Below are 19,966 nucleotides of genomic sequence, written 5' to 3' on the forward strand. Positions count from 1 at the left end.
AGGTGATGCCACCTGATCGGGATCTGCTCCACGACCTTCTTCGATCAGGCGGCACCGGGCCCGCACCCCCGCATGGTTGAGATCGGGGCGTGCCAGGGCGCTCGGTGCACCAAGGCGCGCAGGCGTTCATTGCCGGGGAAGTGACGCCCGCGATGCAACCGCGCCATGCCTCGCGCGTTCGCGCCGCATGCCGGAGTTTCCGAGGGATGTCTCGCCAGCCGATGACGCAGGGCCGCCGATGCGTGCGGCCCTGCTCGTCAACCCGGCGGCCGGGTCGGTCCCGGCCGACAAGGGCGGGATCGACCGGCTGGTCGCGGCACTTGGCCACGCCGGCTACGCGATGACTGTCCAGCCCCGACCGGACCTGCCGCTCGACGTGCAGCTTGGGACGGCACTTGCGGCACGACCGGCGGTGATCTTCGTCATCGGCGGCGACGGCACCATCCGGGCGGTCGCCGAACGCCTTGCAGGACACGACATCACCCTTGGCGTACTGCCGGGCGGCACCATGAACCGGCTGGCGGCGCGGCTCGGACTGCCGGGGGACCTGCTGGCGGCGGCGCGCAGCCTGGCGGGCGCGTCGAGCGAGCCGCTGGCGATCGGTGGATTGAACGGCCGCGTCTTCCTGTACCAATCCATCGTCGGCCGGCCCTCACGCCTGGTGCGCTTCCGCGAGATGCAGCGCGGCGTCGGGTTGCCTGGCTGGCTGCCCCTGATCCGCGCCGCGCTGCGTGCGGTGGCCCGGCCGCCGCGCCGATCCCTGCGGCTGCGCGGGCAGGACCGCGCAATGCGCGCCGACGCCGTGGTGGTGACGCTGCCGCTGCCCGGCGCGGCGGCGCAATTCCAGGTGGACGCGGTGCGTCGCGGCGGCGTGCTGACCGGGCTGCGCCAGGCCTGGCGCTGGATCCGCGGTCGCCTCGCCGAGGATTCGGACGTCGCCTCCTTCGCCCGGCCCCATCTGGCCGTGCAGGGCCGCGACCGCATGCTGCGCGTCACGCTGGATGGCGAGCAACTGCTGCTGGCGCCGCCGCTGCGCTATCGGCTGCGGCCGGACGCGCTGCGGGTGTTGCGGCCGCGGAGCGCATGATCCGCATCGCGCATCTGTCGGACCTCCATTTCGGCGCCCATCGACCCGAGCTGGTCTCACCGCTGGTCGAGGACATTGCCCGCTTCGCGCCGGACGCCATCGCCATCAGCGGTGACCTGACGCAGCGGGCGCAGCAGGCGGAATTCATCGCCGCCGCCGCCTTCATCGCCGCGCTGCCGGCGCCGGTCGTCGCCGTGCCGGGCAACCACGACATTCCGGCCCATGCGATCATTGAACGGATGTTCGATCCGCGGCGGCGCTGGCGGCGCGTCATCTCCGGCACCACCGAACCGGTGTTGATGCTGCCGGGCCTCGCCCTGATCGGGGTCGACACGGTGCGCCGCGCCCAACCGCATCTGGACTGGTCGGCCGGTGGCCTGTCCGCCGCGCGGCTGGCCCGCCTCGCCACGCGCATCGAGGCCGCGGCTGACCGGACCGTGGTGGTGGTGGCGCACCATCCGCTGCGCCATCCGGCCGCGGCGGTCGGCCGCGCCAGTCCGATCGGCGCGCAGCCTGCGCTGGCCCTGATGCGCCAGGTCGGCGTTGCCGCGATCCTGTCGGGGCACCTGCACGTAAGCGCGCAGCCGATCGGTGAGCCGCCGGTGATGATCGTCGGCAGCAGCCTGTCGGTCCGCGTGCGCGGCGTGCCGAACGCGTGGTCACTGGTGGAGGTCGGGGACGGGCCGCCACGCCGCCATCTGCGTGTCACGGACGGGGCGCGGTGGCGGGACGCGTCGGAGGATTGAAGGGGCTGGTGCGGTGCTGGTGATTGGAGAGGGGCGCCGCCCCTCTCCAAGCCTCACCCCGCCAGGGTGCCAGGGCACCCTGGACCGCCGGGACCTGGTTCCGGGCTTGCATGTCGCGCCGGCAGAATCACTGTGTTGCGGGCATGGTGGCCGGATGGGATCCCGGTCCTCTCGCCGGAACGTCCATCCTGCCCGATGCCGGGGGATGGCGTCCGAAGGCTTTGGGCCTTTGGCGGGAGTGGTCTGGAGGGCAGGGCCCCGCCAAGCCTCGGCCCGTCAAGCCGGCATGGACGAAGCCCTGATCCGATGCGCGACCTACGCCCCCAGGTGCCGTGACAGTTCGCGCGCTTCCTCTGCGACCAGCGGCGCGATTGCCTCCGCCTCTGCCTTTCCCAGCCGCAGCACCGGCCCCGAAATCCCGAGCGCGCCGACCAGTCGCCCGCCACGGCCGAACACCGGCGCGGCAACCGCGGCGATTTCCGGGTCGCGCTGGCCGATCGAAATCGCCACCCCCGCCGCGCGCACCGCCGCATGGACCGGCAGCGTACCGTCGCTGAACGCCATCAGCACATGCGCACTGGCACCCCGGTCGAGCGGCATCGCCGCTCCTTCGTCGATATGCAGCCGGATCGGTCGCGGGGAGGGTTCGCGGAACAGGCAGATGCGGCGATCGCCCTCGCGTACGAAAAAGCCGCCGGTTTCCCCGGTGCGCGCCACCAGCCGTGACAAGGCCGGGCGAACCTGCGCCGCAAGATCGTAGCCGGCGCGATACTGCGCGCCGAGGCGAAACGGCGTCGGGCCGAGCCGGTAGCCACCCTCCGCACTGCGCGCCAGGTAGCCGAAGCGGATCAGCGACCCGGCGAGCCGCAGCGCCGTGCTGGGGTACTGCCCTGCATGCGCGGCCAGGTCAGTCAGCGTCAGGACCTTGGTGCCATCGGCGAAGGCTTCGAGCAGCGACAGCGCGCGCTCCACCGCCTCCACCCGCTGCTCGGCGGCGGGTGGCGCGGCACGGGCGGGGCGGCCGCGCCGGCGGGTGGGCGGTTCCGGATTGACATCGGGAGGAGTCATCTGGATTATTCTTTCCAGCAGAATTCAATTCTGTGCAACAGAATAATTAACGCTGGCTCCGGCCAGCCGGAGGAGACGGCGATGACCGACCTGCCGCGCAGCGTGCGCATTGCCGAGGAAGGCCCGCGCGAGGGCTTCCAGATCGCCACCACCCCTGTGCCGACCGCCGACAAGATCGCGCTGATCGATGCGCTGTCGGCGACCGGCGTATCGCGGCTTCAGGTCGCGTCCTTCGTCAGCCCGAAACGGGTTCCGGGCTGGGCGGATGCCGACCAGGTCGTCGCCGGCTTCACGCCGCGGCCCGGCGTCACCTACCACGCGCTGTGGTTCAACCCGCAGGGCTTGCAACGCGCGCTGGCGTTCCGCGACCGCCTGTCGATCCATGGCTCGATCACCGTCGCGGCCTCCGAGGCCTTCTCCCTGCGCAACCTCAACCGCGATCGCGCCGGGCAGATCGCCGCGATGCGCGCGAACATCGCCGAGCACCAGGCGGCCGGCGTGGCGGTTACGCGTGCCTCGGTCCAGGCGGCCTTCGGCTGCAATTTCCAGGGCGAGGTGACGCCGGCCCAGGCGATTGCCGCGGTGACGGACGCGATGGCGCTTGCGGCCGAGACCGGTTGCGCCATCGAGCGCATCTCGCTGGCCGACACCATGGGCTGGGCGAACCCGTTGCAGATCGAACGGGTGGTCGGCGAAGTGCGGTCGCGCTGGCCTGGCCAGGCCGTTTCGCTGCATCTGCACGACACGCGGGGCCTTGGCATCGCGAATGCGCATGCCGGCCTGCGCATGGGTGTCGCGGAATTCGACGCGGCGGTGGGAGGCGCCGGCGGCTGCCCCTTCGCCGGGCATCCAGGTGCGCCAGGCAATATCGCGACGGAAGAACTCGTCCTGCTGTGCGAGGAGATGGGCATCGCCACCGGCATCGACATCGACGCGCTGATCGCGGCGGGGCACCTGGCGGAGAAGATACTCGGGCGCGCGCTGCCGTCGGCGCTGCTGCGCGGTGGGTCGCTGACGGCGTTCCGGGCGAAGGCGCGGGCGGCGTGAGGGCGTATCAGGCAGGGTATGGCCCGGCGACGAAGCAAGGACTCATCGCATGACCGCCCCGCTCCCCCTCGCCGGCATTCGCGTCGTCGAATTCTCACACATGGTGATGGGCCCGACCTGCGGCCTGGTGCTGGCCGATCTTGGCGCCGAGGTCATCAAGGTCGAACCCCCCGGCAGGGGCGACCGCACGCGCTACCTCACCTCCTCCGGCACCGGATTCTTTCCTGCCTTCAGCCGCAACAAGAAATCCGTGCGGCTCGATACGGAAGACGAGGCCGATCTCGAGACGCTGAGGCGGCTGATCGACACCGCCGACGTGGTGCTGGAGAATTTTCGCCCCGGCGGGCTCGAGGCGAAGGGCCTGGGCTATGAGGCGCTGTCGGCGCGCAACCCGCGGCTGATCTATCTGTCGCTGAAGGGTTACCTGCCCGGGCCATATGAGAACCGCACCGCGCTCGACGAAGTGGTGCAGATGCAGTCGGGCCTCGCCTACATGACCGGCCCGCCGGGGCGGCCGCTGCGCGCCGGCGCGCCGGTGAACGACATGATGGGCGGCATGTTCGGCGCCATCGCCGTCATGGGCGCGCTGCGCCAGCGCGACGCGACCGGACGCGGCCAGCACCTGCAATCCGGGCTGTTCGAGAATGCCGCCTTCCTCGTCTCCACGGCCATGCTGCAACAGGCGCTGACCGGGCAGGAGCCCACGCCGATGCCCGCCGGCCGCCGCGCCTGGGGCGTGTATGACGTGTTCGACACCGCCGATGGCGGGCAGATCTTCATCGGCGTCGTCACCGACCGGCAGTGGGAGATCTTCCTGCGCGAACTGAACGAACCGGTGCTCGACAATCCCGACTACGCGACGAACACCGAACGTGCGAAGCGCCGCGACACGCTGATCCCGCTCGTGCAATCCCTGCTGGCCAAGCACGACATCGCGGCGCTGGAGACGATGTGCGAGCGCGCCGGCCTGCCCTTCTCCCGCATCGCCAGGCCGTGGGACCTGTTCGAGGACCCGCATCTGAAGGCGAGCGGTGGCCTGCTGACGGTGACGCTGCCCGATGGCCGGCCCGCCACCGTGCCTGCCCTGCCGATCCAGTTCGGCGCCGAGCGCCTGGGCGTCCGGCTCGACCTGCCGAGTGTCGGCGAGCATGACGAGGAAATCCTGGGGCCGCTGCGTGCGAGCCCCAATGCCGCCGACTGATCCCGAAAGCCGTCGCGGGCAGCCATGCGTCGTTGTGCCACACCGCAGGCGTCCGCGTCCGTGCGCGTGGCCTGCGCGCCATGCACGGGCGCATTCGTGGCCCAAGGCGCCGTGACCGCGACGGCCGCATGACCTCTGGAGGAGCCACCCCGATGCTTCGACGCCACATGATGGCCGCGACCGCGCTGGTCGCCGCGATGCCCGGCACCCTGCGTGCCCAGGCCCTCTGGCCTGACCGGCCGATCCGCCTGATCGTCCCGTTCCCGCCCGCCGGCGGCACCGATGTCATCTCGCGCGAGATGGGCGGGCGGATCGCCGCGGCGACCGGCTGGAACATCGTCATCGACAACCGGCCCGGCGCGGGCGGCAATATCGGCCTCGATGCCGTCGCGAAGGCGGCGCCGGATGGCTATACGATTGGCATGGGGCAGGCCTCGAACCTTGCCATCAACCCCGCGCTGTATCCGCGCATGCCGTTCGATCCGCTGACCGACCTCGCGCTGATCTCGCTGGTGGCGACGCAGCCGAATGTGCTGGTGGTGGGGAAGAATTCGCCGTTCCGCGCGCTGGCCGACATCGTCGCCGCCGGCCGCGCCCGCCCCGGCACGCTGACTGCCGGCAATGCCGGCAACGGCACCACCGGGCACCTGACCGGCGCGCTGTTCGCCCGCGCCGCGGGCATCGAGATCATCCACGTGCCCTATCGCGGCGCGGCGCCTGTCGTGACCGACCTTCTGGCCGGGCGGGTGGACATGTTCTTCGCCAATCCGCTGGCGGTGAAGGGCGTGCTGGAGTCAGGCGATGTGCGCGCCCTGGCGGTCTCGTCGCCTGAGCGCAGCAGGACCTTCCCCACCGTGCCGACCGTGGCCGAAAGCGGCTATCCGGGGTTCGAGGCGGTGAACTGGACCGGCCTGGTCGCCCCCGCCCGCACGCCGGAGCCGATCATCGACCGGCTTTCCGAGGAAACCCGCAAGGCGCTGGCCGCGCCCGAGACGATCGCCCGCCTTGCGGCGGAGGGCAGCGAGCCGTTCGGATCCACCCCGGCGCGCTTCCGTGCCTTCCTGGCGGAAGAACACGCGAAGTGGGGGCACGTCGTGCGGGAGGCGCGGATCCAACTGGATTGAGCGGCTCGCGCGCAGGCGGGCAGGGGCCGGCGCGCATGACGCCGTGGCGGGCCGGACAGCGCCCTGCACCGACCCGTTCCGCACGCCGCGCGCGGTGGCCCCGCCAGCGGCGCGCCACGGCGCCAGGCATGGTCCGGCCTTCGCGGCGCGGGGTCCTGGCCAGGCGGAAGCGCCTGATCGGGCAAGGATGCTCGCGAAAGTAAAGGTTTGGGGCCGCTTCTTTGCGCCTGGGCGAACGGCAGCGTCGCCGATGCGCGGCCCTGCCGCCGTGGCGCCCGTATCTGGCCCGAAACGCGCCGACAGGCGGCGGCGGATGCTGCGCATTCACACCGGCGACGGCCGCGCGACCCGCCATGGGCGGCATGGTGCTTGCGTGCCCGTTGCGGGAAGGAGCACATCGACAGCATGGCCGGACCGATCCGTTTCACCCTGAACGGGCAGCAGGTCACGCTGCCGGCGGGCACCTCGCCCACCATGACGCTGCTCGATTGGCTGCGCGGCCCCGCGCGGCTGTCCGGCACCAAGGAAGGCTGCGCGGAGGGCGATTGCGGCGCCTGCACCGTGGCGATCGAGGACGGCGCGGCCCGCATCCCGGCCAATGCCTGCCTGATGCTGCTTGGCCAGGCAGCGGGCCGCGCCATCCGCACGGTGGAAGGGCTGCGCGGGCAGGATGGCGGGGCGCATCCCGTCCAGCGCGCACTGGCGGAAGCCGACGGCACGCAATGCGGCTTCTGCACGCCAGGCATCGTCATGTCCGCCTGGGCCTGGACGCGCGAAGGCGGCGATGCGCATGACGCGCTGGCGGGCAATCTGTGCCGCTGCACGGGCTATCGCCCGATCCTCGATGCCATGGCGGCGACGGAGGATGACGGCGTCGCCGCGCCGGCCGCGCCGCTGGCGGCGACCGAGGTCTGCACCGCCACGCAACGCTTCTTCCTGCCACGCCGGGCGGCCGAGGCGGTGGCACTGCGCGCCGCCCATCCCGACGCCTGGCTGCTGGCCGGCGGCACCGATCTCGGCTTGCGCGTCAGCGAGCATCGCGAACAGCCCGCGACGGTGATCTGCCTGCTCAACGTTGCCGAGATGCAGACCTTCGACCATGACGAGGCCGGCGTGACGATCGGTGCCGTGGTGCCCTATGCGCGGCTGCTCGATGCCTGCTCCGACGATGCCGATTTCGCGCCCTGTGCAGCGCTGCTGCGCCGGCTCGGCTCGCGCCAGATCCGCGGCATGGGCACGCTGGGCGGCAATCTCGGCACGGCGAGCCCGATCGGGGATGCGCTGCCGCCGCTGATCGCGCTCGGGGCCGTGGTGACGCTGCTCTCGCCACGCGGCGAGCGGCGCGTGCCGGTGGAGGATTTCATCACCGGCTACCGGGCGACGGTCCTGGCGCCCGATGAACTGATCCTGCGCGTCACCATCCCGCGCCCACCGAAAGATGCGCTGCTGGTGTGCGAGAAGCTCTCGAAGCGCCATGACCAGGACATCGCGACGGTCGGCCTGTCGGTGCTGCTGGAGCGTCGGGATGGCGTAGTGGTGGCGGCGCGCATCGCCCATGGTGGATGCGGGCCGCGCGCCGCGCGCGCCCAGGCGGCCGAGGATGCGCTGGTGGGCGTGCCGTTCGACGCCACCTCGGCCGACCGCGCGGCGCGCGCGCTGGAAGCGGAGGTCGCGCCGCTGTCCGACCTGCGCGGCAGCGCGGACTACCGGCGCATCGCGGTGGGCAACCTGCTGCGGCGGATGGCCTTGCGTGGGCCGGGAATCCCCGGCGACGTCATGGCGATCGATGCGCCGCATGCGCCGGGGTTCGTGGCATGAGCATCGGCCACCCCGTCGCGCATGACAGCGCCCTGGCCCACGCCACCGGCGCCGCGCGCTTCGCCGATGACCTGCCGGAACCGCCCGGGCTGCTGCATGGCGCGCTGGTCCTCTCGCCGGTCGCGCGCGGCGTGCTCGAAAGGCTCGACCTCCCCACGCTGCCCGGCGTGGTGCGGGTGCTGACCTTCGCCGACATCCCCGGGCCGAACGACATCTCGCCTTCGGGCAACGGTCGCGAACCGCTGTTCGCCGACGGCACCATCCGCCATCACGGCCAGCCCGTCGCCCTGGTGCTGGCGGACACCCGCGACGCCGCGCTGCGCGCCGCCGCCGCCATCAAGCCGATCATCACGCCACAGCCTGCGCTGCTCGACCCGGAGGAAGCGCTGGCCCGCGGCGACTACCTGATGCCGCCGCAGGTGATTGCCCGTGGCGATGCGCCGGCGGCGCTGGCCGCCGCACCACGGACCGCCGAGGGCCGTTTCAGCGCCGGCGGGCAGGAGCATTTCTACCTCGAATCCCAGATCGCCATCGCCATTCCGGGGGAGGATGGCGAGATCGCGATCACCGCCTCCACCCAGCATCCGACCGAGGTGCAGCACGTCGTCGCCCGTATCCTTGGCTGCGACTACGCCCGCGTGCCGGTCGCCTGCCGGCGCATGGGCGGCGGCTTCGGCGGCAAGGAGAGCAACGCGTCGTGGATCGGTGCCGCCGCCGCACTCGGCGCCCATCTCACGGGCCGGCCGGTGAAGCTGCGCCCGCCGCGCAGGACGGACATGGCGGCGACCGGCAAGCGCCACCCCTTCCTGTTTCGCTGGAAGGCTGGCTTCGACGCCACCGGGCGCATCCTGGCACTCGACGCAACGCTTGCCGCCGATGGCGGGCACAGCCTCGACCTGACGCCCGGCGTCGTGTTCCGCGCCCTGACCCATGCGCTGAACTGCTATGACGTGCCGGCGGTGACGCTGACGGCGCTTGCGCTGCGCACGGACACCGTCTCCCACACCGCGTTCCGCGGCTTCGGCGGGCCGCAGGGCGTGCTGCTGATGGAAGACGTGATCCGTGCCGTCGCACGGGCTACCGGCCTGACACCCGAAGACGTGCGCGAGCGCAATTTCGCCGGCACGCCGAACGACGCGCGCACACCCTACGGCCAGGCGCTGGAAGGCGATTTGATCCGTCGCGTCTGGGCCGAATGCAAGGCCGATGCGCGCTGGGACGAACGTCGTGCGGAGATCGCCGCCTTCAACGCGACGCATCCCTTCCTGCGGCGCGGCATCGGGTCCTTCGTGCTGGCCTTCGGCATTTCCTTCGGCATCCGCCACATGAACCAGGCCGGCGCGCTGGTGCATGTCTATGCCGATGGCTCGATCCGCCTGAACCATGGCGGGACGGAGATGGGGCAGGGCCTCAACGTGAAGATCGCGCAGGTGGTGGCGGAGACCTTCGGCGTGCCCCTGCAGCGCGTGCGCATCACCGCGACCAGCACGGCCGAGGTGCCGAACACGTCACCGACGGCGGCCTCCACGGGGTCCGACCTGAATGGCTGGGCCGCGCACCTGGCTGCCATGACGATCCGTGGCCGCATGGCCGAGGTCGCCGCCGCGCTGTGGGAGGTGCCGGCCGACGCCATCGCCTTCGCCGAGGATCGCGCCTTCGTCGCCCGCCCCGGCGACAACCGCGCCATGGGTTTCGGCGAGCTCGCCCAACGCTGCTGGATCGAACGCGTCTCGCTGTCCGCCACCGGCTTCTACCGCACGCCCGACATCCACTGGGACCCGGTGGCGATGCGGGGCGAGCCGTTCTTCTACTTCTCCTACGGCGCCTCGGTCGCCGAGGTGGTGGTGGACACGCTCACCGGCGAACACCGCGTGCTGCGCGCCGACCTGGTGCAGGATTGCGGCCGTTCGCTGAACCCCGCCATCGACCGCGGCCAGATCGAGGGCGCCTTCGTCCAGGGCCTTGGCTGGATGACCTGCGAGGAACTGATCTGGGACGAGTTGGGCCGGCAGCGGACACTCGGCCCGTCCACCTACAAGATCCCCGGCTCGCGGGACGTGCCGCCGGCCTTCAACCTACGCTTGCTTGCGGATGCGCCGGCGCGGTCGGACACGATCTTCCGCTCAAAGGCGGTGGGCGAACCGCCGCTGATGCTGGCGACCGCGGTGTGGAATGCGCTGCGCGATGCGACAGGTGCGGCGCGACTCGACCTGCCCGCGACACCCGAGCGGATCCTGCGCGCGATGCGGCCGCCATCCGGCACAACGTGACGGTGCCCGCCACCGATGGGGCTGCGCACCGAAGCAGCCGTCCTGGAAGTCGTGCCGGGGCCGCGAATGCGGCCGCCTGAAGTCCGGCGGAGGCCAGGTAAACCAACGGTTTGCCCCCGGCGTCTGGGGACGCGCCCATATGGATTCCGGCGATCGCGGAATGCGGCCTTTGGCATCAGGCACATCCGCCATTCGAATCGTGGCTTGCTTCGATTCGGAAGCGCTGGAGCATGCTGCATTCGCATGCGCTCAAGCCACATGCTCCAGCCTATTGTTTTGTGAGCATCGTCACGCGTCCAGATGATTCCATCTGAACGCGATCTGCTCTTGGCGCGACCGTGTCCGGGCCATCAACCCGGCCAAAACAACTGTGCAGGGCGCGCATGCCGCGCGCGCTGGCGTCGGAGGTTCACGGATCCTCAGGGCGCCGGGATCGTGAAGGCCGGCACCGCGACGCCCAGCGGCTGTCCCAGGGCGGCCTTCACCTGCACGCCCGCCACCGCATAGCCGCCGGTCACCGGCACCAGGATCGGCGCGCCGCTGCTGCCCACAGTGCCGGCGCAATTGTGCCCCACCAGGATGCCCTGCACGCCGAAGGTGCTGACGGTGACGACGCGGCACGCGCGGTCGGCCATCAGCACATCCGGCCGATCAAACTGCCAGGCGGCGAGCGTTGCCGGCGTGCCCTGGTGCGGCGGCTCGCGCAGCATCGGCAGCGCATGGCCGCCGCCGGGTGGCCCGGCAAGCGTCACCAGCGCCCAATCGGCGCGCCAGGGTTCCTCCCGTGACGGATCGAAGCCCTGGCCGCTGCGCACCGTGACACCCCGCACCGTCCGTCCGCCAAGCCGCACGGTGACATCGCCCGGCGCCACCAGTCGGGTCGCGTCGCCCGTCACCAGGCAATGCGCCGCCGTCAGCACCACGCGCGCGGCGACGAGCGCGCCGGTGCAGCGCCCGCCGGCGGTGGTCTCGATCAGCGCGATCGCATCGAACGGCGCCTGGTCCGGCGACACCGGCCGGCGGGTATCGACCGGGCCGAGTCCGGGAACCTCCGCAACGCCGGGCAAGGCGGTGAACATGGCGGTCAGCGCCAGCACGCCGGCGCCGCCCCATGCGGCCACGGCCTTGCGCATCACGTGGTCGGTGGGGCCGGCGGGGGCTGGCAGGATCGCGGCGGTGGCGGCGCCGGTGGGGCGGTGGGCGGTGCCGGGGTCTGCGTCTGATGCTGCGCCAAGGCCGCCCCCACCGGCAGGGCGGCGGGCAGCAGGCCGGTCATCAGGGCAAGGCCAAACGCGACAGGGAACCGCATCCGCGGAGGCTAAGGCGGATCGGGGCCCGAAGGGAACTGTGTTGCGCCGCGATCTGGCCCATTGCGCCCCTCCGGGCCATGCTCGCGCCCGTGATCCGCGCCGTCATCCTGCTCGCCGTTCTGGCCGCCCTGGGCGCGGGGGTGGCGTGGCTGGACCGCCGCCCGCCGCCGCCGGGCGCCAGCGCGCCTGCCCGGCTTGCCGGTGAGCGCCCGCCGGCCCCGGTCGGCGCGCCGTCGGGTGACCAGGCGGCGCTCGCAACGCCTTTCGGCGACGCGCTGTTCCGCTGGCGCTGCACCACCGGGCTGCGGGATGCGCTGGGTGAGCGCACGGATTGGCCGCTGGAACGCATCGCCAGCCTGTGCCTGTGCGCCGCCAATCGGCTGCGCGAGGACGGGCCGCGCGACATCGTGATCGGCACGGGAGAGGTCGCGCTGGCGCTGGAGACTGCCGAGGCGCGGCTATGCCGGCGGCGGTAGGACCTGTGCGCCATGTCCGGAAGGTTGGCGGGGGCGGCGCCCCTCCAATCGTCCCGCGCGGGGGCCAGTGCCCTTCTGCGCAAACCCTCAGAACGTAACGCGATCCCGTGGCATCGGCGTGCCGGCCGGGATGGCGCCGCTGCGGACCATGCAGTCGTGGTAGATCTGCGGGAGCAACACCAGAAGCTGCTGGCGCATCTCCTCGTTGTTCGCCGCGTTGCCGCCGGCCGTCTCGCCATACAGCCGGTATTGCGGGCTGTTCTCCGCCTCGCGCCGGCAGGCGGCGGCGGCGGGGCCGGGATCATCGGGCACATTCGCCCAGACCCCGCCCTGGGCGCAGCCGGCCAGGGCCAGGAGGGCCAGCAGCGGCCCGGCATTGCGGCTGATCGTCATGCGCATCTCCTCATCTCGTCGGGCCGTCATGCCGGCGGCGCCAGGACCTTGTCGCGATAGTTGCAGAAGGCGCGCGCGACGCAACGCCAGCATTCCGGAGCGCGCGCCTTGCAGATGTAGCGACCGTGCAGGATCAGCCAGTGATGGGCGTCGCGCAGCAGTTCGGGCGGGCAGCGTTTGACAAGCCGTTCCTCGACCTCCCGCGGGGTCTTGCCTGGCGCGAGGCCGCACCGGTTGCCCAGGCGGAAGATGTGGGTGTCCACCGCCATGGTGGCCTGCCCGAAGGCGATGTTGAGGACGACATTGGCGGTCTTGCGTCCGACACCGGGCAGGGCCTCCAGCGAATCCCGGTCGCCGGGCACTGCGCCGCCATGCTTGTCTACGAGGTCGCGGGCCAGGGCGGCGACGTTCTTCGCCTTGGCCTGCCACAGGCCGATCGAGCGGATGTAGCGCCCGATGCCCTCGGCGCCCAAATCCGCCATTGCCGCCGGCGTCGGCGCGGCCGCGAACAGCCCCGGTGTGCAGCGATTCACCGCGGCATCGGTGGTCTGGGCCGACAGCACCACCGCCACCAGCAGCGTGAAGGTGTCGTGGTAGAGAAGTTCCGTCTCCGGCGCCGGGTTGGCGGTGGCCAGCGCGCGGATGAAGGCTTCCGCCTGGGCGGCCGGCATCAGCCGCGCGCGGCGCGGTTCGCTGGCGGAGCCATGGTCGGGGCGCTTCGGGCGGGCGGGCTTCAGGGGCATGTCTGGCGTCGGACCGATCCTGGCCTATCTTGCCCTGCCATGGCACCCCCCGCTGAAACCGTGCTGTTCCAGGCCGTGTGCACGCCGCCGCGTTCATTCACGCCGCAGGGCTTCCGCGTGCTTGCCGTGCTGCTCGCCCTGTTCGCCGGGGTGACGGCGACGCTGTTCCTGTTGCTCGGGGCCTGGCCGATCCTGCCGTTCCTGGGGCTTGAGGTCGGCTTCGCGCTGGCGTTGGTGGCGTTTCATGCGCGCGGCGCGGCGCGCATGGCGGAGGTGCTGGTCCTGACCCCGGACCGGCTGACCATCACGCGCACCGATGCGCGGGGCCGACGGAAGGAGATCGTTCTCGACGCCTATTGGGCGCGTGCGGTCTATCGGCCGGATCCCGCCCATGCCGGCGTGCTGCGGCTGGAAAGCCGGGGCCGCAGCGCGGAGGTCGGGCAGCACCTGGCCGCTGAGGACAAGGCGTCGCTGCACGATGCCCTGGCCGGTGCGCTGGCGCGCGCCCGACGGCCGGATTTCGACAATCCGCAATTGCGGTGAGCGGCGGCCCCGAGCCAGGTCAGAACGTCGAGCGGCGCACCGCCTCCACCCCGCCGCGGATCGCGCCGCGCCGCTGCATGCAGGCGCGCCACAGCCGCGGCAGCAGCACCAGCAGTTCCTGCCGTACCTGTTCGTCATAGCCGACATTGCCGGAGGTGGCCGACGCGGCAATGCGCTTGGCTTCCGGGTCGTTCTCGGCTTCCACGCGGCAGGCCTGGCCGTCGGGCGAATTGTCCACCGGGACATTGGCCCAGACGCCGCCCTGCTGGCAGGCGCCAAGGCCGAGCATCGCCGCGACCAGCGCGACGGAGGTCCGGGCAGCGTTCACGATCCCATCCAATCCTCGATCAGGCGGCGCGCGATCGAATCGGCGCGCGGCAGGGAAAAGCCGAGCGTCTGGTGGTTGCGGATCTGATCGCGCGAGAACCACCGCGCATCCTTCAGTTCGTCATGGTCGATGCGGATCTCCTCCGACAGACCCTCGGCATGGAAGCCGAGCATGATGGAGGACGGGAAGGGCCAGGGCTGGGAGGAGTGGTAGAGCACCTCGCCGACATCGATGCCGGCTTCCTCCTTCACCTCGCGGCGCACGGCTTCCTCAAGGCTTTCGCCCGGTTCCACGAAGCCGGCCAGCGTCGAATACATCGACACGTTGGGGAAGCGGTGGGAATGGCCGAGCAGGCATGAATCGCCACGCACCACCAGCATGATCACGGCCGGGTCGGTGCGCGGGAAATGCTGCGCGCCGCAGCCCTGGCAGACCATGACATTGCCGGCCGAGCGCGGTTCGCAGCGGCTGCCGCAGATGCCGCAGAACCGGTGCTTGGTGCGCCAGTGCATCATGCCGCGGGCATGGGCGAGCACGCTGGCCTCGCCCGGCGGCAGCAACCCTGCGACCTGGCGCAGGTCTGTGAAGGTCCCCATGCCTTCGGGCAGCAGGGGCAGCGGGTCGTCGGCGTGGGAACAATCCACCGCGAAGACCGGCCGGCCTTCCCACAGGCCGAGGAAGGCCCATGGGCCATCGGCCATGCGCACCGCCTCGGCCGCGCCGCCGGTCAGCAGCACCGCTTCGGGGTGGCCGTCGGACACACCCTTCATCAGGCTGCGGGCGCGCCAGACCGGGGCGAACAGCGTGTCGGGATGGGCCAGCGCGGCGCCGATGAATTCGGCGTCGTCGCGCTTGTCACCGGCACGGTCGAGCGGGCTGCCGGTATAGGCATTGGGGCGGCTGGCGGGGATGGAGAGCATGCGCTGCGGACCCTGCCACGGGGTCCGCCGCCCGTCCATCCGGCAGGGCCCCGGCGGCCCGACCCGTCAGTGGCGGCGGTCGCCGGTGCCGGCACCGCACCAGCGCGGCCAACCCAGGCCGTCGAGCAGGCCCCCCGGCAAGGCGCCGCCATCGCCGCGCCGCCAGCGGGCCAGCGCCGCCAGATCCGCCGCGGCGGCCAGCATCCCCTCGGCGAAGCCTTCGCCGACCGCCATCGAGCCGCCGGCGACGAGATCGGTCGTGAGCTGCTCGGCCGCCTGCCGGCCATAGGCGAGATCGTGCAGCATCATCAGGGTACTGGCGACTTGCCGCTCGGAGCGCTGCGCCGCGTCCGGTTCGCTGCTGCCGGAGGCCAGGCCGAAGAAGTAACCAAGCGCGTGATCGGACCGCATGGCGGCGCGCGCCTCGGCGGCGGGCAGGCCAAGGGCGCGGACCACGCCGCGGGCGACCACCAGCTGGTGCAGCAGGGCAAGGCTTGCCGCGGTACGGCCGACGAAGGCCGCGCTGCCCCGGCGACGACTTAGGTCCAGCGCCTCCGCCTGCATCGCCTCCAGCTCGGCTTCGGGCATGGTCAGCCAATCATCGTCCGCCGCGCTGGCGGTGCTGCACGGCGCCTCGGGCGCCAGGGCAAGTGCGTTCTGCATCATTCGCGAATCCATCCGGATCCGGCGCCATGCCGATCCGCAGCCGGAAGAAAGCCCAAAATCGCCGCGGGACGTGATAGCCGATCATGCATGTTGCGATCTGGCGCGGTGCATAGAGCGTGATGGCCGCAGGTGCGAATGCGCCGGAGGTCTGAATCGCGCGATCAAACAACAAGTTGGAGCGTGATGGCCGCAGGTGCGAATGCGCCGGAGGTCTGAATCGCGCGATCAAACAACAGGTTGGAGCGTGATGGCCGCAGGTGCGAATGCGCCGGAGGTCTGAATCGCGCGATCAAACAATAGGTTAGAGCGTGATGGGTGAACGAATGTGAACCCATCGTGCTCGCATGCGGCGCCCCGCCGGCTATTGCGCCGAAAGCCGCGGCCAGTTGGCATCCGCGCGCGCGACGCGGCCGGGGATGTCGCGTTCCCAGCGGCGCTGCACCGACCGGTCGTAGTTCAGGAACAGGCGGCCATCGACGATCCGCCAGGCCGCCGGGTCGATCGGCGCGGTGTAGCCCTCGCTGACGGCATAGGCGCAGAACCCGCCATAGGCCGGGGCGTAGCGCGCGGGGTCGGCGGCGAAGCGGTCCCGGTTGGCCGCCGAGGCGAAACGCCAGGTCGCACCCTGCCATTGATGCGTGAATTCGCGGCGGCCCGGCACTGGCCGGCCGTCGGTGACATAGGCCACGACATCGGTGCCGCGCACGGCGACGCCGTCCTCGGCATTGACCTGCGCTGCCGTCGCGGGGGCAGGAAACAGCAATGCCCCCATCGGCACGGCGACCGTGGCGCCGGGCACCATCCAGAGCATCAGTCGGCGGGAAAAGGCCATGGCGGTGTCTCCTTCACCAAGCCCTTCGCCGCCTTTACTGGTCCGGTTACGCACCCCCCATTGGCGTGGAGGCCCAAGCGCATGATATGATGCCCTCGGAAGGTCGGCGGCGGACGGGCTCCCCGCCAACCCGGTCAGGTCCGGAAGGAAGCAGCCGTAACGGGTTCTCGCCCGGGTCGCTTGCCGGCCTTCCACCCATATCGCCACACCGGCAAGCCATTTCCGCCCCTGGGGCGGCCGCGTCGCACAGGGAAAGCATGGCCCCCGACCTTCTCGGCAACCCTTCTGTGCAGGATGCGGACGCCGCCGCGCAGGACGGCCTGCCGGAGCCGCCGGCGCCCGAGGGGCCGGGCCTGTTCGGCGATCCTGACCCGCCGCCCGCGGCCATCCAGGCACCAACCACCCCCGCCGCCCCGGCGACCGGCCCGTATCGGGTCCTGGCGCGCAAATATCGCCCGACCAATTTCGACGACCTGATCGGCCAGGAAGCCCTGGTGCGCACCCTGCGCAATGCCTTCGCCCAGGGGCGCGTGCATCACGCCTTCCTGCTGACCGGGGTCCGCGGCGTCGGCAAGACCACCACCGCCCGCATCATCGCCCGCGCGCTGAACTGCGTTGGCGTGGACGGCAAGGGCGGCCCGACCGTGGACCCCTGCGGCGTCTGCGCCGAATGCCGCGCCATCCTGGCCGACCGCCACCCCGACGTGACCGAGATGGACGCCGCATCGAACAACAGCGTCGATGACGTCCGCGAACTGCGCGAGGCGCTGCGCTTCCGCCCCGCCCAGGCGCGGCAGAAGGTCTTCATCCTGGATGAGTGCCACATGCTCTCGGGTGCCGCCTTCAACGCGCTGCTGAAGACGCTGGAGGAACCACCACCCTCCGTCACCTTCGTGTTGGCAACGACGGAACTGCGCAAGGTTCCGGTCACCATCCGCAGCCGCTGCCAGACCTTCTCCCTGCGCCGCGTACCGGTGGATGTGCTGCGTGGGCATTTCGGCCGCATTGCGCAGAAGGAAGCGGTCGAGGTCGAGGACGAGGCACTCGGCATGGTGGCGCGCGCCGCCGACGGCTCCGTGCGGGACGGGCTCTCCCTGCTCGACCAGGCCATCGGCCTTGCGGGCGGCGGGACGGTCACCGGGGAGAGCGTGCGCGACATGCTCGGCCTCGCCGACCGCTTCATGGTCTATGACCTGATGGAGGCGGTGATGGGCGGCGATGTCGCCGCGGCCCTCGCCATTCTCGACCGCACGCATGAGGTCGGCGCCGATCCCCTCGCGGTGCTGCAGGACCTCGCGGATTTCACGCACCTGCTGACCCGCTTCCGCGCCGCGCCGGCGCTGAAGGACGATGCGACGCTGCCCGAGGCGGAACGCACGCGCGGCGCGGCGCTGGCGCTGCGGCTGTCGGTGCCGACGCTCGGCCGCGCCTGGCAGATGCTGCTGAAGGGCATTGCCGAGGTGCAGCAGGAAGGCATCGATCGGCGCGCCGCGGCCGAGATGGTGCTGATCCGCCTCGCGCATGTCGCCGACCTGCCGACGCCGGGCGAGATCGTGAAGCGGTTGACCGAAACCGGTGGAACCGACGCCGCGCCGCGCCCCTCCCCAGGCGGTGGTTCCGGCGGCCTGCGCGCCATGGCCGGCGGCGGCGCGGTTGCCGCGATGGCGCCTGCCCCCGCGCCATCCCTGCCGCAGCCGCGCGAATGGCGGGAGGTCGTCGCGCTGGCCTCCGGCGTCCAGCCGATGCTGCACGCGAATCTGCTGCACTATGTGCATCCTGTCCGCATCGCCCCCGGCCGGGTCGAGATCCGGCCGGAGCCGGCCGCGCCGCGCGATCTCGCGGCGCAGCTCACCGGGTTCCTGGCCGATCGCACCGGCCTGCGCTGGACCGTCACGATCAGCAATGAGGAAGGCGAGCCCACCCTCGCCCAACAGGGCCGCAGCGCCGAGAGCGACCGCCTGGAGGCCGCCCGCAGCCATCCCGTCGTGCAGGCCATCCTCGCCGCTTTCCCCGGCACCACCATCGAGGCGGTGCGCGACGCCGCGGCCGATGATTACGGCCTGGTCGCGACTCCGGCCGCCATCACCGCCGAACCCGACGACGACGGCATGGACGGCCGCGACTTCGCGCCCCCCGAGGCCGAAACCGCCTGGTCCGACGACGATTCACCCAACGATGATTGAGATGAGGCACGCCCCGCGATGAAGAACCTCGGCAACATGCTGAAGCAGGCGCAGCAGATGCAGTCCCGCATGCAGGAAATGCAGGCGAAGCTTGAAGCGACCGAGGTCGAAGGCCAGGCCGGCGGCGGCATGGTCAAGGTGCGCCTGACCGGCAAGGGCGACCTGCGCCGCGTGACCATAGACCCGTCGCTGATGAACGCCGACGAGCGCGAGGTGCTGGAAGACCTGCTGGTCGCCGCACATGCCGACGCCAAGCAGAAGGTCGAGGCCACGATGGCCGAGGAGATGCAGAAGGCGACCGCCGGGATTTCGCTGCCGCCGGGGATGAAGCTGCCGTTTTGAAGGCGCGCCAGGCACGGCCAGAGGGGCGCCGCCCCTCCGGACCACCCCGCCAGGGGGCAACGGCCCCCTGGACCGCGGAGACCTGGCGCCTGGCATGGCGAGGGTGATTCGGTCGCGATGATCCAGAACGATCCGATCGAGCATCTGATCACGCTGCTGTCCCGCCTGCCCGGTCTTGGCCGGCGCAGCGCGCGGCGCGCCGTGCTCAAGATGCTGATGGACCCCGGCGACAAGATGCTGCCGCTGGCGGACGCGCTGCGCAGCGCGGCCGAGGCCGTGCGGCCCTGCGAGGTGTGTGGCAACCTCGACGCGGAATCACCCTGCCATATCTGCACCGACCGGCATCGCGACCGCCGCCTGGTCTGCGTGGTGGAAGGCGTCGCCGACCTCTGGGCGCTGGAACGTGCGCATGCCCATCGCGGCACCTATCACGTCCTCGGCGGATTGCTCTCGGCGCTCGGCGGCACAGGTCCGGACGACCTGTCCGTCACCCCCCTGCTGCGCCGCATTGAGGCCGACGGCATCGAGGAAGTCATCCTCGCCCTGCCCGCCACGGTCGATGGCGCCACCACCAACCATTACCTGACCGACCGCGTGAGGCCGACCGGCTGCACCGTGACCCGCCTGGCGCAGGGCGTGCCGATCGGCGGCGCGCTTGACGTGCTGGACGACGGCACGCTGGCGGCGGCGTTCAAGGCGAGGCGGGCGCTGTGACGGCGCAGGGCGCTGGCGGGGGGCCTGCCCCCCGGACCCCCCGCTGGGGGCATGCGTGCCCGCAGACCCGCGGAGATTTCATGGCTGGTTTGGAGGAGGGGCTTGCGCGCAGGCCCATCGTTGAAGATGCACCGCGCGCCTCTCTCGATCCGGCG

General features: G+C 71.6%; 20 protein-coding genes and 1 other RNA gene. 13 read left to right on the top strand and 8 right to left on the bottom strand.

Going from position 1 to position 19,966, the window contains the following annotated elements:
- Positions 1–238 precede the first annotated feature (238 nt).
- Together AAFN86_RS05450 and AAFN86_RS05455 are read left to right on the top strand one after the other, a co-directional pair.
- Positions 239–1,087: a diacylglycerol kinase family protein gene (locus AAFN86_RS05450; RefSeq protein WP_347542213.1), complete on the top strand. Its 849-nt coding sequence runs from the start codon at positions 239–241 to the stop codon at positions 1,085–1,087.
- Positions 1,084–1,833 carry a metallophosphoesterase gene (locus AAFN86_RS05455; protein WP_347542214.1) on the top strand — a complete coding sequence of 250 codons (750 nt, stop codon included), beginning with the start codon at positions 1,084–1,086 and terminating at the stop codon, positions 1,831–1,833. Before AAFN86_RS05450 ends, AAFN86_RS05455 begins: the two co-directional genes overlap by 4 nt.
- 315 nt (positions 1,834–2,148) lie before the next feature.
- On the opposite strand, the gene AAFN86_RS05460 is transcribed toward AAFN86_RS05455, so the two are convergent.
- On the bottom strand, positions 2,149–2,901 hold the full coding sequence (locus AAFN86_RS05460; RefSeq protein ID WP_347542215.1) for an IclR family transcriptional regulator: 753 nt from the start codon (positions 2,899–2,901) through the stop codon (positions 2,149–2,151).
- An 81-nt stretch (positions 2,902–2,982) separates the two neighbouring features.
- Here AAFN86_RS05460 and AAFN86_RS05465 point away from each other — a divergent pair, with 81 nt between their 5' ends.
- From AAFN86_RS05465 to xdhB, 5 genes are all read left to right on the top strand, one after another.
- On the top strand, positions 2,983–3,948 hold the full coding sequence (locus AAFN86_RS05465; RefSeq protein WP_347542216.1) for a hydroxymethylglutaryl-CoA lyase: 966 nt from the start codon (positions 2,983–2,985) through the stop codon (positions 3,946–3,948).
- Between the two features lie 49 nt (positions 3,949–3,997).
- Positions 3,998–5,149: a CoA transferase gene (locus tag AAFN86_RS05470; RefSeq protein ID WP_347542217.1), complete on the top strand. Its 1,152-nt coding sequence runs from the start codon at positions 3,998–4,000 to the stop codon at positions 5,147–5,149.
- 152 nt (positions 5,150–5,301) lie between these two features.
- A complete protein-coding gene (locus AAFN86_RS05475; RefSeq protein WP_347542218.1) occupies positions 5,302–6,273 on the top strand; it encodes a tripartite tricarboxylate transporter substrate binding protein in 972 nt (323 codons plus the stop codon).
- Between the two features lie 405 nt (positions 6,274–6,678).
- The gene (locus AAFN86_RS05480; protein ID WP_347542219.1) at positions 6,679–8,091 is read left to right on the top strand and encodes an FAD binding domain-containing protein; all 1,413 of its coding nucleotides are present in this window, start codon (positions 6,679–6,681) and stop codon (positions 8,089–8,091) included.
- The gene (gene xdhB / locus AAFN86_RS05485) at positions 8,088–10,361 is read left to right on the top strand and encodes a xanthine dehydrogenase molybdopterin binding subunit (RefSeq protein WP_347542220.1); all 2,274 of its coding nucleotides are present in this window, start codon (positions 8,088–8,090) and stop codon (positions 10,359–10,361) included. Before AAFN86_RS05480 ends, xdhB begins: the two co-directional genes overlap by 4 nt.
- A gap of 419 nt (positions 10,362–10,780) precedes the next feature.
- On the opposite strand, the gene AAFN86_RS05490 is transcribed toward xdhB, so the two are convergent.
- Positions 10,781–11,494: a trypsin-like serine protease gene (locus AAFN86_RS05490; RefSeq protein WP_347542221.1), complete on the bottom strand. Its 714-nt coding sequence runs from the start codon at positions 11,492–11,494 to the stop codon at positions 10,781–10,783.
- A gap of 254 nt (positions 11,495–11,748) precedes the next feature.
- Between AAFN86_RS05490 and AAFN86_RS05495 the strand changes: the two genes are divergently transcribed.
- Positions 11,749–12,147, top strand: coding sequence for a hypothetical protein (locus AAFN86_RS05495; RefSeq protein WP_347542222.1), 399 nt, complete (start codon positions 11,749–11,751; stop codon positions 12,145–12,147).
- 87 nt (positions 12,148–12,234) lie between these two features.
- Here the strand turns inward: AAFN86_RS05495 and AAFN86_RS05500 are convergent, their stop codons facing one another.
- Both AAFN86_RS05500 and nth read right to left on the bottom strand, forming a co-directional pair.
- Positions 12,235–12,540 (bottom strand): phosphoribosylamine--glycine ligase, encoded by a 306-nt coding sequence (locus AAFN86_RS05500; RefSeq protein WP_347542223.1) that lies wholly within the window; start codon positions 12,538–12,540, stop codon positions 12,235–12,237.
- Between the two features lie 26 nt (positions 12,541–12,566).
- A complete protein-coding gene (gene nth, locus AAFN86_RS05505) occupies positions 12,567–13,211 on the bottom strand; it encodes an endonuclease III (protein ID WP_347542398.1) in 645 nt (214 codons plus the stop codon).
- A gap of 111 nt (positions 13,212–13,322) precedes the next feature.
- Between nth and AAFN86_RS05510 the strand changes: the two genes are divergently transcribed.
- Complete coding sequence (locus AAFN86_RS05510; protein WP_347542224.1) at positions 13,323–13,826, top strand: DUF2244 domain-containing protein; 504 nt, start codon at positions 13,323–13,325, stop codon at positions 13,824–13,826.
- 19 nt (positions 13,827–13,845) lie between these two features.
- On the opposite strand, the gene AAFN86_RS05515 is transcribed toward AAFN86_RS05510, so the two are convergent.
- From AAFN86_RS05515 to AAFN86_RS05530, 4 genes are all read right to left on the bottom strand, one after another.
- A complete protein-coding gene (locus AAFN86_RS05515) occupies positions 13,846–14,154 on the bottom strand; it encodes a hypothetical protein (RefSeq protein ID WP_347542225.1) in 309 nt (102 codons plus the stop codon).
- On the bottom strand, positions 14,151–15,074 hold the full coding sequence (nudC, locus tag AAFN86_RS05520; RefSeq protein ID WP_347542226.1) for an NAD(+) diphosphatase: 924 nt from the start codon (positions 15,072–15,074) through the stop codon (positions 14,151–14,153). Before nudC ends, AAFN86_RS05515 begins: the two co-directional genes overlap by 4 nt.
- Positions 15,075–15,140: 66 nt before the next feature.
- Positions 15,141–15,740 (bottom strand): hypothetical protein, encoded by a 600-nt coding sequence (locus AAFN86_RS05525; protein ID WP_347542227.1) that lies wholly within the window; start codon positions 15,738–15,740, stop codon positions 15,141–15,143.
- A gap of 361 nt (positions 15,741–16,101) precedes the next feature.
- On the bottom strand, positions 16,102–16,572 hold the full coding sequence (locus AAFN86_RS05530) for a YHS domain-containing (seleno)protein (protein WP_347542228.1): 471 nt from the start codon (positions 16,570–16,572) through the stop codon (positions 16,102–16,104).
- A 100-nt stretch (positions 16,573–16,672) separates the two neighbouring features.
- Here AAFN86_RS05530 and ffs point away from each other — a divergent pair.
- From ffs to recR, 4 genes are all read left to right on the top strand, one after another.
- Positions 16,673–16,765: signal recognition particle sRNA small type (gene ffs, locus AAFN86_RS05535), an RNA gene on the top strand.
- Positions 16,766–16,829: 64 nt separating this feature from the next.
- Positions 16,830–18,755: a DNA polymerase III subunit gamma/tau gene (locus tag AAFN86_RS05540; protein WP_347542229.1), complete on the top strand. Its 1,926-nt coding sequence runs from the start codon at positions 16,830–16,832 to the stop codon at positions 18,753–18,755.
- An 18-nt stretch (positions 18,756–18,773) separates the two neighbouring features.
- Complete coding sequence (locus AAFN86_RS05545; RefSeq protein WP_347542230.1) at positions 18,774–19,097, top strand: YbaB/EbfC family nucleoid-associated protein; 324 nt, start codon at positions 18,774–18,776, stop codon at positions 19,095–19,097.
- A gap of 117 nt (positions 19,098–19,214) precedes the next feature.
- On the top strand, positions 19,215–19,811 hold the full coding sequence (gene recR / locus AAFN86_RS05550; RefSeq protein WP_347542231.1) for a recombination mediator RecR: 597 nt from the start codon (positions 19,215–19,217) through the stop codon (positions 19,809–19,811).
- Positions 19,812–19,966 lie beyond the last annotated feature (155 nt).

This window comes from Roseomonas sp. CAU 1739 (assembly GCF_039839775.1).
GTDB lineage: Bacteria > Pseudomonadota > Alphaproteobacteria > Acetobacterales > Acetobacteraceae > Neoroseomonas.

What these genes read in the sequence shown, in the direction of transcription:
- AAFN86_RS05490 (WP_347542221.1), bottom strand. Translation starts at nt 11,494, where the DNA reads ATGCGCAAGGCCGTGGCCGCATGGGGCGGCGCCGGCGTGCTGGCGCTG.
- AAFN86_RS05450 (WP_347542213.1), top strand. Translation starts at nt 239, where the DNA reads ATGCGTGCGGCCCTGCTCGTCAACCCGGCGGCCGGGTCGGTCCCGGCC.
- AAFN86_RS05475 (WP_347542218.1), top strand. Translation starts at nt 5,302, where the DNA reads ATGCTTCGACGCCACATGATGGCCGCGACCGCGCTGGTCGCCGCGATG.
- AAFN86_RS05465 (WP_347542216.1), top strand. Translation starts at nt 2,983, where the DNA reads ATGACCGACCTGCCGCGCAGCGTGCGCATTGCCGAGGAAGGCCCGCGC.
- AAFN86_RS05495 (WP_347542222.1), top strand. Translation starts at nt 11,749, where the DNA reads ATGCTCGCGCCCGTGATCCGCGCCGTCATCCTGCTCGCCGTTCTGGCC.
- AAFN86_RS05455 (WP_347542214.1), top strand. Translation starts at nt 1,084, where the DNA reads ATGATCCGCATCGCGCATCTGTCGGACCTCCATTTCGGCGCCCATCGA.
- AAFN86_RS05530 (WP_347542228.1), bottom strand. Translation starts at nt 16,572, where the DNA reads ATGGCCTTTTCCCGCCGACTGATGCTCTGGATGGTGCCCGGCGCCACG.
- AAFN86_RS05470 (WP_347542217.1), top strand. Translation starts at nt 3,998, where the DNA reads ATGACCGCCCCGCTCCCCCTCGCCGGCATTCGCGTCGTCGAATTCTCA.
- AAFN86_RS05460 (WP_347542215.1), bottom strand. Translation starts at nt 2,901, where the DNA reads ATGACTCCTCCCGATGTCAATCCGGAACCGCCCACCCGCCGGCGCGGC.
- nudC (WP_347542226.1), bottom strand. Translation starts at nt 15,074, where the DNA reads ATGCTCTCCATCCCCGCCAGCCGCCCCAATGCCTATACCGGCAGCCCG.
- AAFN86_RS05480 (WP_347542219.1), top strand. Translation starts at nt 6,679, where the DNA reads ATGGCCGGACCGATCCGTTTCACCCTGAACGGGCAGCAGGTCACGCTG.
- AAFN86_RS05500 (WP_347542223.1), bottom strand. Translation starts at nt 12,540, where the DNA reads ATGACGATCAGCCGCAATGCCGGGCCGCTGCTGGCCCTCCTGGCCCTG.
- xdhB (WP_347542220.1), top strand. Translation starts at nt 8,088, where the DNA reads ATGAGCATCGGCCACCCCGTCGCGCATGACAGCGCCCTGGCCCACGCC.
- AAFN86_RS05545 (WP_347542230.1), top strand. Translation starts at nt 18,774, where the DNA reads ATGAAGAACCTCGGCAACATGCTGAAGCAGGCGCAGCAGATGCAGTCC.
- nth (WP_347542398.1), bottom strand. Translation starts at nt 13,211, where the DNA reads ATGCCGGCCGCCCAGGCGGAAGCCTTCATCCGCGCGCTGGCCACCGCC.
- AAFN86_RS05510 (WP_347542224.1), top strand. Translation starts at nt 13,323, where the DNA reads ATGGCACCCCCCGCTGAAACCGTGCTGTTCCAGGCCGTGTGCACGCCG.
- AAFN86_RS05525 (WP_347542227.1), bottom strand. Translation starts at nt 15,740, where the DNA reads ATGATGCAGAACGCACTTGCCCTGGCGCCCGAGGCGCCGTGCAGCACC.
- AAFN86_RS05540 (WP_347542229.1), top strand. Translation starts at nt 16,830, where the DNA reads ATGGCCCCCGACCTTCTCGGCAACCCTTCTGTGCAGGATGCGGACGCC.
- recR (WP_347542231.1), top strand. Translation starts at nt 19,215, where the DNA reads ATGATCCAGAACGATCCGATCGAGCATCTGATCACGCTGCTGTCCCGC.